This is a genomic window from Bacillus sp. M5A3_1b (assembly GCF_053345335.1).
In genome coordinates this window covers 88,663-104,983 of the sequence record NZ_JBKEZY010000010.1, presented here as the reverse complement: position 1 = coordinate 104,983, position 16,321 = coordinate 88,663, and the positions used below count along the sequence as shown (strand labels likewise).

Genomic DNA, 16,321 nt, shown 5'->3' with positions numbered 1-16,321 from the left:
TGTAGTAGTATGTTAACAAGAAGGTCTTTCATTTTTCTAACGTAAATGTTACAAAAGTCTTTCAGCCGTCTTATTTTTTTACTGATGTGATGGGAAGAGTGAACCAAAATTCACTTCCCTGCTTACCATCTGCGCGATTCCTTACACCAATTTCCCCTTTGTGCATTTCAATCAATGATTTTGCAATAGCTAATCCAAGTCCGGAACCTCCAGATTGTGAACTTCTTGATCGATCTGTTCTAAAAAAACGTTCAAATACGCGTAATTGATCATTTGGAGAAATTCCCATTCCTTCATCCCGCAAAGTGAATTGGACCTGTTGAGTTGGTTTATTTTCCACTACAGTCAATTCAATTGTTCCAGAGATAGGAGAATATCGAATTGCATTATGTAATAAATTACCTATGACCCTTTCTATTTTACAAGGCATAATCAAAAGTCGAGGTAATGTATCAGGGACATCCAATTGCAAATGGATTTGTTTGTTTCCTAATAAGACAGAATGTGACTCTAATACATCTAATAGAACTTTATCTAAATGTGTGAAACTTGGGTGAAAATCTACTTGCTCAAACTCTAACTTTGAAAGATCAAATAAGTCGTTAATTAATCCATTTAATCTTTCTATTTCTTTTAAAACCGTTGCTAAGTATTGCTTTTTCATTTCAGGATCTTCAATTAGGTTATCTTGTAATGCTTCTATCATCATTTGCATGCTAGTCATAGGTGTTCGTAAGTCGTGTGAGATGTTGGTAATTAGCTCCTTACGAGAGTTTTCCTGTTCCTCTAACTTAGTAAACCCTTCTTCTAATTTTTTTGCCATCTGTTGAAAGGCTGTTGCCAATTCTTTAAACTCACGTGGTTCTTGCCCAATTATATACATCGTTTCAAAGTGTCTATCACTAAATTGTTTCGTCAATTTTATTAAATTTTGTATAGATCTCATGATAGGACGTGTCATTAACCAATAAATAAACGTTGAAATAATGAATGCCACAAATGCAATTACTGTTAATAACCGCGTTTGTTCCGGTTCAAGTAACATTTTCGTATCACTATACCATATAGCAATTACCATAATACTAGTACTTAATAGATTCATGAGTAACAATTGAATACGTAATCTCATGTTTCATTTCCTCCATTTGGCTCAAAGCGATATCCTATACCCCAAACCGTATGAATCCAACGATTCTTTATCGTATGCTTCTCGAGCTTTTCACGTAAACGACTCACTAACACGGTAACTGTGTTTGATGCCCCTTCATGTCCAAAATCCCAAATTAATTCAAGAAGCTGCGAGCGAGAAAATACTTGTTTTGGATGCTTTGCCATGAGATAAAGTACCTCAAACTCTTTCACCGTTAACTCCACTTCCTTATTACAAACAAGTACATATCTTGTCTTTGGATATATTTTTAAATCTGGAAACTCTATCACTTCCAATAAGGATTCTTTCGCTTGTATTTGTACATGGCTTCCTCTTCTTAGTATAATTTGAACCCTTAATACTAATTCACGAGGGGAAAATGGCTTTGTTAAATAATCATCTGCCCCCATTGTTAAGCCTAAAATTCGATCCCTTTCCTCTCCCTTAGCAGTTAACATAATAATAGGGACATTTGATTGTTGACGAATTTCCTCGCATAATTCCCATCCATCTTTTTTTGGCATCATCAAATCTAATATAATTAAATCTGGTTGATGTGTAAGAAATAAATCCCAACCTTCTTTACCATTTACAGCGGTATAAACTTCATATTCTTCTCTTTCTAAATACCGTTTGCATACTTCTCGAATATTTTCTTCATCTTCTACGATTAAAATTCTTTTCTTCATATACTATCCTCACTTCTTTTTCACCAATAACAAAAAAATTTTTTCTATTATCCAATAAAAATATCTTTATAGGTAAAGATATAAAAACTAATCACATAAATAAATCAGAATTCTACATTTCACCCTCGAAACGAATGAAAATTCGGAAAATAAATCATGTAATACAGATAGTAATCTTAACATTTGATTACTTATATGACTAGATAAGTATTTAAAATAGTAGTTTCTAAATCATATATAAATTAAAAGAAATGAGTCCGATTCAACATCGAACTCATTCCTTAATAGTAACCTAAATTTTTATATCTAACTTTTCAGATACAATTCATTTCCGGTTCTCTTTTCAAACTTAGCAACAGAACTGTTACCTATTACTGAACTCTTGATAGATTCCATGCTATAGTATCAGTCCCATTCTCTCCATTACCATATTTCATATAATCGATTAAATATCCTATCTTTAACTTATTACCATTAGATAGTATGTTCCATTGCTTATGGTGTCCAGTGAAATTCTTTGGATATGCATGATTAAATTTAAAAGTACTTGCGTTCTGTTTTTGATCTAAATGGATATAACTATCTTGAAGTTTTAAATATGCATAATCTGAATAAATAGGATTTTGAAATTTAATTAATACCTCTTCATCCTTTTTAATTGGTTTTCCAGGTTTAGGTTGACCTACTCTTTCAATAATTACATTCACTTTTTCATCGCTAGATTTTTCAGCCCAAAGATACTCCCATTTATTCCCTGCATGATGACTTCCCAAATAAGCTGTATTTCCATATGAAGCCACGGTATAAGGAACTCCTTCTGTAACAAATTCACCTGAATTATCTACTACATAATCTTCAAATTCTTTATTAGCTTTAATTTCAGTATCAATCTTTTGTGTAGGCGTTAGATTGTGTGCGTCATTGATTTCAAATGTAACTTTTCTGTGCGCAGCAATTTCAGATTTAATAGGGTGTATATTTTCTCTAGACTCATATGTAAATCCATTTTCACGTTTAACCAGTGTTACTGTTTGTGACGGAGCATTCCATTTCTTACTATAAGTAGTAGGAATATCTTTACTCACTCCAAATAAACCAGGTAAAATTGTTGCCCTAATCTTTTGCGTCACAGAATCATAACTACCTTCTACTAATGTTGGTTGCTGTAGTTTTGCAAAAGCTCCGTGTACAGAGTCTTTATGTAAATAACCGCGATCTCCCTGTCCCGCTTTTAAATCGTTCAATGCATCAGTTCCATTATTAGCTGAAACCACTGATACGTTATTAGTACTTTTAGCCTTGTTTACAATATGATTTACTTTTTTCGTATCTATATTTATCTGTTGAAAAACTTCGTTATAGGATAAAACTGGCTTATCAGCAAGAGATTTGTCTTTAGGAGTATATACCCTAAACTTTGGTATATTTCCTATATCTGTTTCTAATTGTTCAGTAGCTGCATTTACTCTAGACTCATATCTCCCTGAATCCCCCAAATGCATAATTTCTTCACTTTTTTCAATAGATAAATCCATTGTACTTGTAGGTAAAACTTCAATCGAAAGAAGTTCCCCTTGTTCAACAGCTTTCAATTCATCCAAAGATAAGACAATATTCGCATCTGCTTGTCCTTCTAAACTGTCAATTACTACTTCTGTTTTATTCCGTCCACCTTTTTCTGTACTTAAATAGTTTGCTTTATAACGATCTTGTGTTGCCTTTACAGTATTAATAATTTTGTTTCCTAAACGAATATTAAAATGAGGCGAAACATTTTCAGCGGATGCTGTTCCTACATTCTTATATTCCAAATGTACACGTAATTTTGCTGCGTTCGCTGTATCCACAGTTGTTGCAGTAGACCAATCAAAATTATTTGTATAACTCTCCGTTTCCGTAGTTGTTTTTGAATATCCGTATCCCACATTTGCTGAAACACTTCCGGAAGGAACAGGACCGGCTGCTGAGCCTTCTACACCACCTGAACCACTTAAACCTACGTTAAATGAATGTTGTGTAGATACACTTTTTTCCCATCCTCTACTAACTGATCCACCATTATTATCCGTAATGGTTGCAATAGGAATTACTTCAATTCGTTTGACACCAATTTGCAAATTCGGCATGTTGGCAACTATCGGATTGAAATTAGTATCAGAATCGTTGTTATAATTCTCAACCTCATACATATCAGTAAAAGGATCACCATCCGTATTTGCATTCATAGGATTCGATATAAATTTTGGTTTCCCTTTATCCTTCTCGGGATCCCATGCTTTCACTTCATTTATTCCAGTTTGTGAATTGAATTCAATTTTATATCCATTAATCTCTAAGTCGTTGGAAATACCATCTTTATCCCAATCGTTGTTTGCCATTTCAATGTTTTGTGTAATGAGTGAACCTATTTCCCCATCAGATCCGAGCGTGAAATTCTTATCTTCTTTTTTTACATCTGCATTCTCTTTGAATATTTCAACTGTACCTCCTGGATTCGGTTGTTTTACATCTGCTAAAGCAGGAGATGCTAAAGTCAGTGCCATCGATACACTACCTAATACACTAATTGCTGGCTTCAATTGTTTCATTGTTATTTTTCCTCCTTGGTTTCTAGGTCAATTAGAACACCTACTAGTAAGATTAATTTCATCATATATAACAAATCTTTCTTTTCTCTCTCATAACTGTTAAAAAAGTCTCTCGTAAATGTTACAAAACACTTACAGAGTTTTTAAAATATATATATGAAACATTAAAAAGCCGTAATATGAAGAATCGATTACAATATATACAAAAAAGCAGCTAGCCAAAGCTAACTGCTTACTAATTTATAAAATTTCAGTAAAAGAATATATTAATTTTGAAGTGTGCAAATTGGAAGAGTGACTTCAACTATAGTTCCCTTATTCACTTCACTCTCAATAAATACCTTCCCCTGGTGTGTTTCAATAATTTTATAACATACCATTAATCCTAAGCCGATTCCCTCTTCCTTAATACTGTAAAAAGGTTCTCCTAAATATGGTATACGTTCTTTTGGAATCCCACATCCTTGATCGATAAAGCGAATCCTTATTTGATTATTATCAAGTTTATCCAATTGAATCAAAATTTCTCCTCCTGTTGGCATGGATTCAATTGCATTTTTTATAATATTAACAAATACTTGTTTTAATTGATTTCCTTCACATGGAATCAATGGAATACCAGGTGTAAAATCAATTCTAATTTTTATATTATTCATCATTGCTTGAGGTTGCAGTAGCATTAAAACTTGATCCATTAGCACACTAATATCATTAGGTTGTATCTTTAACACCTGTGGTTTGGCTACCGCCATAAATTCATTAGTAATACTTTCTATACGCTCAATCTCTGATGATACTATATTTATATACCCCTGATTATTCTCAGTTTCCGTTGATTTTAGTAATTGCATAAACCCTTTCATTGCGGTTAATGGATTATTAATTTCATGAGCCATTGCAGTCGCTAATTGTCCTACGACAGCAAGTTTTTCAGATTTCCGTAGTAATTCTTCTGTTTTTAGCCGTTCAGTGATATCACGAGAAATACTCAGGAAAACCTTTTTACCATTTAAGTTAAAAACACGGACACTAAACTCAGTTTTTATTATTTTTCCTGTTGGAAAAGCATATTCATCTTGCAAAGTGAAGGAAGTTTGTCCCTCTCTAATTTTTTCTAACAACCTTACAATCATTTTAGAATCTTGTGGTACTACATTTGGAAATGGTAACGAGATCAGCTCATCTCTACTATATCCAAATCTTTTACAACCAACAGGGTTTACCTCAATGAATCGACTGGGAACATAATTTTCATTCAGCTCTACTACATATACTGCATCAGTTGCTTGTTCGATTAGTGCACGGTACTTCATTTCACTATCTTTTAATTGTTGATGTAATCGATGTCGCTCTCTTTCTGCTTGTTTTCTTTCAGAGATGTCTCTACATATTGCAGATAAAGCTATCATATTTCCTCTTACGTCTAATATAGGAGAAACTGTCAGACTGACATCAAGAAGACTTCCATCGTTACGTCGTCTAACAGTTTCTAATCTAGTAACTACGGATTCTCCTGTTAGAATTTTCTGGATATTTTTGAGTGATTCTTCCATTAAGAAATCTGGTACACAGGGTAATCTCTTACCTATGATTTCTTCTAATGACCATCCAAATATCTTTTCATAAGCTTTATTTGCTTGTAAAATATGCCCTTCTCGATCAGAAATGGTAATAGCATCTACATTATGCTTTATAAATGATTCTAGTAATTCTTTGGTAGCTCTTAATTCTGATTCTACCTTTTTTCTTTCGGTTATATCGACTGTAGAACCAACAACTTCAATAACTTGTCCATTTCGTTTAATCGGCCTAAGTGCAATAAGAATAATTGTTTTATCATCTGGCCAGGGTAATTCGAATATAATTTCTTTCCCTTCCCATGCCTGAAGATAATACTTCATCAATTGTGAAACTAAATGTGGTGGAACAATAGAGGCATCAATAGTCCGTAAGCTTTTCCCTACCACCTGTTCAGAGTAAAATCCTTTTTGATAATAAAATTGTCCATCACATAAAGTGTGTATAAAGTGCTTACCCACTTTTTTAAATTTAAAAATCCCTCCTTGAAGCTCATGTACGGTATCTGTAAGTTCTTGCTTTGATTTTTTTAATTCCCGATTCATTTTAGATAAGTCCTGTGTTAAATAATATAATCTCTGGTAGGCTTCCATAAGAAATAGCCCAATTAAAAGTCCTAACGCTATATATAATAAACCTCCAGAGTAAAGTAACGTAGTATTAAAGAATACACCAACTAACCACTTTATTCCGACAAAAACAGAAAAATATAAAGATGCACTTTTAAAAGGCTGAAGGTTTTTAGAATATGTTTTAATAGTAGAAAATAGAACACTCATACTTAAATATGCAATCACAGGTAGCTCCCAATACCCACCAATGAAAAAGATACGCATTATAATTATGCTAATTAGTGTAATCCAGCCAGCAATGCGACCAAAGTAAATAAAAGATAGAATAAGAGGAACAACTCGAAGATCGTAGGAAAATCCCATGTATGGAAAAGAAAAGAGCATCAAAGTAACTGCAATAATCCCTCCATAGAATTTTTCGAAATATCGCCTGGAATGAATCAAAAACACTTGAATAAATATCGCTGCGCTAACTAATAAAGAAAAAATAGAAAGATTGATGAAATAGTCTTTAATAATCATGTAATGTCCCTCCTTGCATTAAAGATATATTCGACAAAAAAACAGAAAATCCTACAATTATTACAAACAGTTTAGGTGCAAAAAATATAATTCCCTACATGACAGTACATGTAAATAGTATCATATTGATTCAAATCGAAAACCAGGAAATCTTCCATTAGAACCTTCAAATCCCCCAAAAATAAGGTGTTTTTTTAAATGTTATGTACAAAAAACGTAGGAATATTTTATTCCTACGTTTTTTATAAATTAATCAATTCCTTCACTATTACAATTCTTCTAATTCCTCAATTTCGGCTTTTCGCTTTAAAAATATTGCAATATCCTTATTCTCCCTTTCTATTAAACCAAGAGCATGTCTATAATTTAAAGCTAATTCTTTATAACCCCATATATATTCTATTGTTGTCGCTTTACTATGTTTATGATCCGCAAAATACCATTCTAAAGGTTGTAAAGAGTTCGATACTTCAAACAATTCTGCTGGCTACCATGAAGGCAAGTTTTCATTTTCACCCAGTCGCCTTCTTTGGGCCAACGAGGATCTGTCATTGGTATTCTCGTTAGAACTATACTTTATGGATTTGAATTAACTTTTTTATTACTTGTTGCTCTTTTAATGTATTTGCAGTGCTTCCACCTGCAGAGCCTCTTCTAGTCCTTTTCTTTCTTTTCAAGTTCGCCTATATTTCATGTCAAATTACAAGAGTGAGTCAGGCCACTCTAAATCGTAGATTAGAAAAACATGAATAGTATTCTTTTTTGAATTGTAATTAAACCTCAAAGTGGCACCTCATACTCAGAACCATTTCCTTACCCAACAGAAGTTAATAAAACATAGTTAATTATTGCTTCACCGCTTTGGCTACAAGTGCTGCGTATGCTTCTGCACCTACTTTGGTTAAATGCACACCGTCAGGTGCAAAGTAGTCTTTCTTTCCAGCACTTGCTGCATACCAATCAACTAGAGTTACATTCGGATATTCAGATGCCGTTACTTTCAGTCTCTCATTCACGATTGATTCCCACGGACGTGGTACTCTCGTATTAATAAATATGATTTTACGTTCGTTTCCAATTACTTTTATTAATGAAACAAGTTGCTCAGTAGTAAAGGCTCCATTTGTACCTAATCCAATAATGACATAGTTTCCTAAATTCCCTTCATATTTTAACTGTTCAACTACCGGAATCGCTTTTGACAGCTGGCGACCAATTTGCGCATCAATCCTAATATCAGAAAAAGTATTTTTTAAATACGGAGTAATATCAATCATAACGGAATCGCCTATCGCAGTAACTGTGAGTGAACTTTTAGGTTGCGCAGAATTTACTTCTCTTGATTCCCCTTGTTTTTGAGGCGTCTCTTGATTTGGATTTTCCCAAACTGCAACTGGATGTGGCGCCGGTTGTGTTTGTGCTACTTCCACCTTATCTTGTTGAGAATTCTCCTTAGCCTTACTAGCTTTTGATAATCCTACGACTGCTATCGACGAAACGAATAATGTACAAATTAAAGCTAACTTAACACCTAAAGTGACATTTTGAATTCTTAAATTCTTAAACTGAATGTTCCGGAGCGTTCCTTCTCGGATTGGTTTTTCAATAAACTTCCATGAAATTTGCGCAATCAATATAATCAAAAGAAATTGAAGGATTGCTCTTATTAGTGAAAAATCCCCAGCATTTACCTTTGGAGTCGTCAATGTAAGAATTGGATAATGCCAGAGGTATATGCCATACGATCTTATCCCTATCCAACGTAAAGGTCTAAATCGTAAAAATTGAGCAATACGACTAGCTGGATGAGCTAGATTTGCCACTAACAATGCTGTTGCAATTGATAAGAGAACCATTCCTCCCTTGTATAGAAATGGATCATATTGATTGGTTTTCCAAAACATAACCAAAATAATAATAAGGGCAATGCCCCCCACTACATCAAGAATGAAACGCGCCTTTGGGATAATTTTATTTGCAAGCCTATTGCTTGGCCAAACTAAGGCAAGTACCGCTCCGATAAGTAAGGAAAAGGCCCTCGTATCTGTACCATAATATATTCTGCTCGGATCAGCTCCAGGTTCATACAAAATTGCCATCGCTAAAGCTGAAGCAACGGCTACCAGACAAATTAATAAAATCATACGGGATTGTTTTTTTATGTAGTAAAGCCCTAAACTAATAATAAACGGCCAAACAACGTAGAATTGTTCCTCAACTGCTAACGACCAAAAATGATTCAATGGAGAAAGCTGGTTAAAATTATCAAAGTACGATAATTTATGATAAATATACCACCAGTTACTAACATAAAATAATGCCGCTAATGAATCTCCGCGCATTTTTTCAAGTAAAGAGCTATGAAAAACCGTAATCCATGCCAACGTTATAACGAGCATAACAAGCATTCCTGGAAGCAATCTCCTTGCCCTACTAAGCCAGAATTTTTTTAAATCAATTCTCTTATTTCTCTTCCACTCTATGGCTAGAATATCTGTAATTAAATAACCTGAAAGTACAAAAAATACAGTAACTCCTAAAAATCCTCCAGGCATCCAATTAAAATTAATATGATACAAAATAACACCTAGTATAGCTAGGCCCCTTAGACTGTCCAATCCAACCATATAACGACTATTTTTTTTAAAAGGTTTAGTCATCCTACATTCACCTCTTTTTCTTGGAAATTAGGTTAATAATAACGGCACAAAATGCTATTAATCCCCTAAAATCGTATAAGCTAAACTATTACAAACATCTTTTTGTAAGGCTCTTTTTTATCTTTACATGCACAGTAATTAATACTTTAACACGTTATCTGGCTCTGTTGTGAAAATTTTTAAGCTAGATGTTCTTGTTGCTCTTCCGAAAAAGAGGAATATGATATATAACGTATATTTGAACATTTCCCTGCAAAATAACGTTATAAAGAAGGGCTACTGGTTATGAGCAGCCCCTCTTTTACCTTACTTCACATATACATATGTTTCTTTTGAAATCACATTTTATGTCTTGCCCTTACTGTCGTGTATTTTATATTTCAGCGAACCTTGCATCAGAACAATATGTGTTCTGGTGCAAGGTTTTTTTAACTAGAATAAATTCTGGGAAAGCAAATAAGGAACATGACAGATGTGATATTTTAAAGAAAAATAGTTTAAGAAAAATAATAGTAGCCATTTGCTACTATTATTTTTTTCTTTAAGTTATCGTAATATGCCTGAAATTCTAAAGGGACGTGGTATGTCAATTCATCTAACAACCATTATGTGCTGAGTTCGTGAATACGGAAATTTCATTCGTGATTTTTGAAAAATAAAACAAAAAAGAAAAACTATCTTTGAAAATGGATGAAACCTACATAAATGTCAACTAATCTATGTACGAATTCCTTTGCTTTAGCTAGGTGTTCTAGGAAATAAGGAGCCATATGCCGGTCAATTTTTCAATTAACTTGGTGTCTAGTTTAGTGTACCATCTCCAATTAATGCATTTTTTCGGGTTCAGTTCATTATATTTTCTACTTTGTCTTTATATACAACATATTCTTTTCCATCCATTACTGCTACCACCGCAAATTCATCATTTGGATTGAATGAAAGCCAGTCAGCCCACATGTTTGTACTAGCACCTCCACTCCACATATGATGAACAGTGTTTTTAGTTAAATTCATAACTTTATAAGACGCATTTGGTGCATTTGTTCCAGTCTTTATTTCAAAAGTGTATGCGTTATGGATTTTTTTATAAAAGTAAAAAACGTTTGATGGACGAAGTAGATTCATAAAATCTTGTTCTTTCTTCTCTGCAATTTTTATGCCTTCTAGTAATGTGACAACATCTGTTCTTAATGTTTTCCAACTGTCTTTAGCTGAATTCAAGTTAGGCTTTAAAAATTTATATCTATTTTGATCAGCTTTTTCATCAGCTTTATCAATATGCCCCAGTACGCCCGAATATTGAGAGTCTAAATCATCCCATTGTGTGGACATATAAGTAAGAGCAGTAATAGCACTATCAATCGTACTATGCATATCACTAATATTATGAAATGCAACTCCGACTACACGATTTAATGTAATTTTATAATCTACAGTTTTACGTAATTCTGCTAAAGCAGGCTCTAATCGACCTAAATTATCTCTAGCAGTACCTATCATTATGCCACCAGAAATAAGCGTGGGGATAAAAGGGACTTTCACCATTATTAACCCATCAGATTCTAATTTCTTATAATAGTTTACTTGTCCTAAAACTTCATCTAAACGCTTTTGATCAGTCTCTACATCAGCTCCTTGGTTTTTTAAAATCGATTGCAAGGTCTCTTTATGGCTTCCAAATACTCTAACATCTTCTCCAATAGCGTTTTTAAATTTAGTTAATTCTTCTATTAATGCTTTTGCAGACTCTTGGTTTCGTTGAATCCCCACCCTTAAATCTGTAATCCCCTTTTTTAAAGTATCCCCATTTCCATTATTGATCGCCTCTACTAATGTTTCATAATAATTTTCAAACTTTGTATCGTATTCAATAATGCCGGTCAATGTATCTAAAAGCTGTTTTTTTACTTTTGTATTCCATGTAACAGCATGTGCTCTTGCATTCTTTTGATCCTGTACAATTTTACTAGGTAAATCTGCATATCCATTAATAGAAATCCCTTCAAAACTCACATCCGGATTATTAATTAGCAAATAAGAATATTCATTCATAGCTTTTGCAAATAACCCAGCATCTTGTACAGTTTTTTTCATCTTTTCTTCATTTGCTGAAAGAGACATATCTCCAGTGTTCGTTTGTTCAGTTTCAATTGCAAAGGTTGCTACTGGTGTGACTGCATAGGTAGTTGTCATAATTAAAAATGCTGATACAGCCAGTATTTTATAAGATTTTTTTTTCATCTTTTCTTATTCCTCCTGTATAGAGTATGATTTCAAGTCCTATTCTTATTAAAAGACGATGTTGTTGCATAGATTCGATATTATTAAGCAAATCTATATAACCTGTATCCTATTGATCGATTCTGTTACAAATTTTTAAAAACAAGTAAACTACATGGCTATCTTTTTATTTGGATACAACTTATATATAAGTGAAAGGCGAAGTCTTTAATGAGACTCCGCCTTTTTAATATATAAGGATTTATTAATTACCGCTTTACTGTTTATCAGTGTAATCATAGACTCTCTATGTTATGGGTCACTTTGCAACAGAATAAATATTTCCCTATTTTTGTGGAGTAACAGTTTCCACTTTTAATTCCTTTATTCCTTCTTTTAATATAACAGCATCTGTTCTTAATGTTTTCCAACTATCTTTCGCTGCATTTAAATTAGGTTTTAAGAATTTAAATTTATTTTGATCCGCTTTTTGAGCTGCATTCTCAATATGCCCTAGAACGCCCGAATATTGAGAATCTAAATCATGCCACTGCGTTGACATATAAGTAAGAGCGTTAATAGCATCATCAAGTGCCTTGTGCATTTCATTAATATTACTATAAGCAACTCCAACTACACGATTTAATGTTACTTTATAATCCACGGTCTGACGTAATTCTGCTAATAAAGGCTCTAACTTACCTAAGTTGTCTCTTGCTACTCCCACTATAATACCGCCAATTATCGGTAGACCCAAAATAGCACCCTTCATTACATTAAACCCATCAGATTCTAATTGTTTATAATAGTTTACTGATCCTAATACTTCTTCTAGACGCTTTTGATCTGCATCAACATCTGCACCTTGGTTTTTTAAAATTGACTGCAAGAGCTCTTTATTACTTCCAAATGCTCTAACATCGTGTCCAATAGAGTCTCTTAATTTAGTTAATTCTTCTATTAGTTGTTGTGCATACTTTTGATTTTGTTGAATTTCACCTCGTAAATCTGTAATTCCTTCTTTTAAAGTTTCTCCATCCCCTGTATTAATCGCCTCAACCAATGTTTCATAATAATTGTCGAACGTTGTATCATATTCAACAATACCAGTCAATGTATCTAAAAGCTGTTTTTTTACTTTCGTGTCCCAAGTAACAGCATGTGCTCTTGCATTCTTTTGATCTTGTACGATTCTACCAGGTAAATCTACATATCCATTAATAGTAATTCCTTCAAAATTTACATCAGGATTCTTAATTAGCATATAAGAATAGGCATTCATAGATTTTGCAAATAATCCAGCCTTTTGCAAGGTCTCTTTCATTCTCGCTTCATTTGCAGAAAGAGCCGTATCTCCATTGTTCGTTTGTTCAATTTCACTTGCAAAAGTTGCTACTGGTGAGACTACAGAAGTTGCTGTCATAGTTAAAAGAGCCGATGCAACGATTAGTTTGTACGGGATATTTTTCATCATTTTATATTCCTCCAATATAAGTTTTCATTTTCAGTTCTATTCCTGTTTAAAAGCGATGTCTTTTGAAATGAATTCTGCATCTTTATGAATATCATTCCAACTTTCTTTAGCGGCTTTTAAATCATCCGGTATTAAAGAGAATTTGTGGTCTTGCATAGAATCGATATTATCCAGTAAATCTGTATAATTTGCGCCCATTGTATTCCATTGCTTTTGAATATTTGTTAGAGACAAGATCGCTTGATCTACAGTCTGATATAGATATGCCAATGTTTCTTTCGCGTTAGTAAGCGAAAGAACTGCTTGATTAGCACGATCTGCTTTCATACTTAACTCTCCGATTTTGTTAGAAATTTCGTTATAGGAGTCCATATGCTTAGATGCCGTGACACCCGCCGCAGTTCCTAGACCGATACCAGCTGCTCCAAGAGCTGAAAGTCCACCGACAACAGCTGGTGTTGCTGTACCACCAGTTACAACAATTACAACTGCTCCTCCAATAGCTGCAATAACTAAAATAGCTGCTCCCAATCCACCACCAATTGACCATGCTAATACATCATCAAAATGTTTTTTCTGAGTAGAACGAAGTTGCTCAATTTCAGCTTGAAGTTGTGGAATCGTTGCCTGTTGACCTGCTAATATTGCAGTTAATCCACCTTTCCCATCTGGACCACCAACATTATTTTTAAAATCTGTAGAATTTTGATATAGTTTCCCTTTGAAGTCTTGTAGCATCTTAATTACATCTGTAACCTCTTTTGAATTTGTATTAATTGTAGTAATTAAATCATTTATGCCCTCTTTTAGACCTGCCTTATCTTTCTTTTGTACAGTATCTACTAAAGTGTCGTAATAATTTTGAAATTGTTCATCGTAATTTACAATATTACGAGCTGTTTTTTGAATCTGTGGCTTCGCTTTATCTAACCAATAATTCGCATTGATTCGTGACAGTTCTTGATTAAGGTGAATATTTTTGAGCAACTCCCCTCCTTCTGATCCTAAATCGATATTAGATAAATTTACATTCGGTTGCTTAATCATTGTTTTTGCGTACAAATCCATTACAAGAATATGAGACCCTGTTTCAGCCAATGCTTTCTTCAGTCCCTCGGGACCTAAAGCATAATTGCCTACTTTTTGTTCTTGAGCGATCGTTTCTTGTGCAAATGCATGAATAGTGTTACCAGTAGTAGCAGTTATAACCGCTGCCAGAGTGGCTAAAGTTAGCACTTTGAATGGGAATTTTTTCATAACTATTCTCCTTCTTTCGCTAGATTCTTATAATCTTTATAGTTTTTTCAAAAACGTAATATCAAAATTTATATACCTGTTCTTCAAGGTAACTTATTACATTTTTTAATTGTCTTAATGTATCTTTTTGAGACTGCTCGTTAGTTGCATCAACATTAGTAGATAATTTTGTAATGTTATTTTTTATTAGATCCAAATCTTCTTTATAGCGCTTTAGTAGGTCAAGTTCTACATCTACTTGATTTGCAAACGTATGCAAATCATTTTGTGAAATAAGAAGCATTGATTTTTGTAAATCTGCTATTGATAGTTTCGTTGTTAAATCATATATTTTTTGGTTTTGTTTCTCTAAGTCATCTAAATATGCTCGCTGCTCTGCTGTTAGTTTATTTACTTCTGCGAAGACACCAAATGTTTTCTTAATCTTTTCAGTATCAATGGCTTTCATCAGGTCATATTCTTGCGTTTTTGCGGCTGCAGCTGCAGCTATTTCACCTTGTTTGCTTTTCTCAATTGCTTCACGAGCTGCTTTTTTGGCCGATTCAATCTCTAGAGCAGTTTTACCTTGCTCTGTCGCTTCTTGCGCCGCGTTTTTCTCCGCTTCTAGAATAGAGTTGTTAATTTCTTTTCCTTTGTTATACGCTGCCATCCCTGCTTGAGCAGCCGGTTCAATAATTTCTTTTGAAAGACTATAAACTTCTTTGAATATAGCAAATCCCTGCTCATTTAAAGCTCCTGGTATTAATGCAATTTGTTGTAAATCATTTTGAATTGCTTTTTTGGTATTTAATATTTCATTTTTTAACTGATCTATTTTTCCTGTTCCATCTGTACCTAATATGCCTTGCGCAGTTGTCACATTAGTATCGAAATCTTTTAATTTTTTATCAAGCTGTAATTTAAGATCTGTTAATTCATTAATTTGTCGTTGCGCATTTTCTTGATTCTTCATAGCCATTTCTTGAAGAACTTCAAGTCTATCCGAAAACCCTTCTCTATCTTCTTTATTGTCTACATACGATTTTAATGTCGGGTAATAGCTATTAAATTTCGTTACAAATCCTTTAGTTTTTGAATTTAATAGAATTAACTGTGGATAGAGTTCCGATGACCATTCCTTCATATCTTGTTTAATTAGGAATTGATTTGTATTTAAAGCTGTGACTTCCTCTAACTGTACATTAGGACTCATTAAAGATTGATCAATATACGTTTGGATTAATTTAGATTGCGCACCTAATTTTCGTAATGAAGAGGAAATATCCATGCCTTCCTGTTGAGTTTCCGCTTGAACGATTGGTGTTGCGAGAGTATTGATAGGAATATTTCCTCCAGTTACAATGGATGTGACTAATAATCCTGTAATTATTTTATTTTTCATTCCGTACACTCCTTTACCACTGTTTTTATAACTTAATTCATATAACTTGTACGACCTCTCTCTTTATAAACTGGCTAGGAAGGAGAAATCTTTCAGATAGGTTAATATCGTTATTTTTCACTTCTAATAGGATGTAAGGATTTTATTTATCTCTCATTTCGATACTCTATTTTTCAAAAATAAATAATAAAAATTTATTAAATACATTTGAATCAAGCACCCTATGAGTA

General features: G+C 33.4%; 9 protein-coding genes and 2 pseudogenes. 1 reads left to right on the top strand and 10 read right to left on the bottom strand.

Annotated features, from left to right (window positions below; genetic code table 11):
* Window positions 1-70 precede the first annotated feature (70 nt).
* From ACLBWW_RS23115 to ACLBWW_RS23090, 6 genes and pseudogenes are all read right to left on the bottom strand, one after another.
* A complete protein-coding gene (locus ACLBWW_RS23115; protein WP_048546744.1) occupies window positions 71-1,129 on the bottom strand; it encodes a sensor histidine kinase in 1,059 nt (352 codons plus the stop codon).
* Entirely contained in the window at window positions 1,126-1,839 is a 714-nt protein-coding gene (locus ACLBWW_RS23110) for a response regulator transcription factor (protein ID WP_002017159.1), read from the bottom strand. Before ACLBWW_RS23110 ends, ACLBWW_RS23115 begins: the two co-directional genes overlap by 4 nt.
* Window positions 1,840-2,210: 371 nt before the next feature.
* Complete coding sequence (locus tag ACLBWW_RS23105; RefSeq protein ID WP_098631305.1) at window positions 2,211-4,427, bottom strand: binary toxin-like calcium binding domain-containing protein; 2,217 nt, start codon at window positions 4,425-4,427, stop codon at window positions 2,211-2,213.
* A 266-nt stretch (window positions 4,428-4,693) separates the two neighbouring features.
* A complete protein-coding gene (locus ACLBWW_RS23100; protein ID WP_447614265.1) occupies window positions 4,694-7,099 on the bottom strand; it encodes a PAS domain S-box protein in 2,406 nt (801 codons plus the stop codon).
* A 268-nt stretch (window positions 7,100-7,367) separates the two neighbouring features.
* Window positions 7,368-7,619, bottom strand: a pseudogene (locus ACLBWW_RS23095) (hypothetical protein); the annotation flags it as partial.
* Window positions 7,620-7,944: 325 nt separating this feature from the next.
* Window positions 7,945-9,759 (bottom strand): acyltransferase family protein, encoded by a 1,815-nt coding sequence (locus ACLBWW_RS23090; RefSeq protein WP_048546738.1) that lies wholly within the window; start codon window positions 9,757-9,759, stop codon window positions 7,945-7,947.
* A gap of 479 nt (window positions 9,760-10,238) precedes the next feature.
* Here ACLBWW_RS23090 and ACLBWW_RS23085 point away from each other — a divergent pair.
* Window positions 10,239-10,415, top strand: a pseudogene (locus tag ACLBWW_RS23085) (IS6 family transposase); the annotation flags it as partial.
* Between the two features lie 187 nt (window positions 10,416-10,602).
* Here the strand turns inward: ACLBWW_RS23085 and hblB are convergent.
* The 4 genes from hblB to hblC form a co-directional block, all read right to left on the bottom strand.
* Window positions 10,603-12,000, bottom strand: a complete 1,398-nt coding sequence (gene hblB / locus ACLBWW_RS23080) for a hemolysin BL regulatory component HblB (RefSeq protein ID WP_262721031.1) — start codon at window positions 11,998-12,000, stop codon at window positions 10,603-10,605.
* Between the two features lie 325 nt (window positions 12,001-12,325).
* A complete protein-coding gene (gene hblA, locus ACLBWW_RS23075) occupies window positions 12,326-13,453 on the bottom strand; it encodes a hemolysin BL binding component B (protein ID WP_098132187.1) in 1,128 nt (375 codons plus the stop codon).
* A 36-nt stretch (window positions 13,454-13,489) separates the two neighbouring features.
* Window positions 13,490-14,710 carry a hemolytic enterotoxin HBL lytic component L1 gene (gene hblD, locus ACLBWW_RS23070; RefSeq protein ID WP_098049371.1) on the bottom strand — a complete coding sequence of 407 codons (1,221 nt, stop codon included), beginning with the start codon at window positions 14,708-14,710 and terminating at the stop codon, window positions 13,490-13,492.
* Window positions 14,711-14,771: 61 nt separating this feature from the next.
* The gene (gene hblC, locus ACLBWW_RS23065; RefSeq protein ID WP_447614264.1) at window positions 14,772-16,091 is read right to left on the bottom strand and encodes a hemolytic enterotoxin HBL lytic component L2; all 1,320 of its coding nucleotides are present in this window, start codon (window positions 16,089-16,091) and stop codon (window positions 14,772-14,774) included.
* Between the last annotated feature and the right edge of the window lie 230 nt (window positions 16,092-16,321).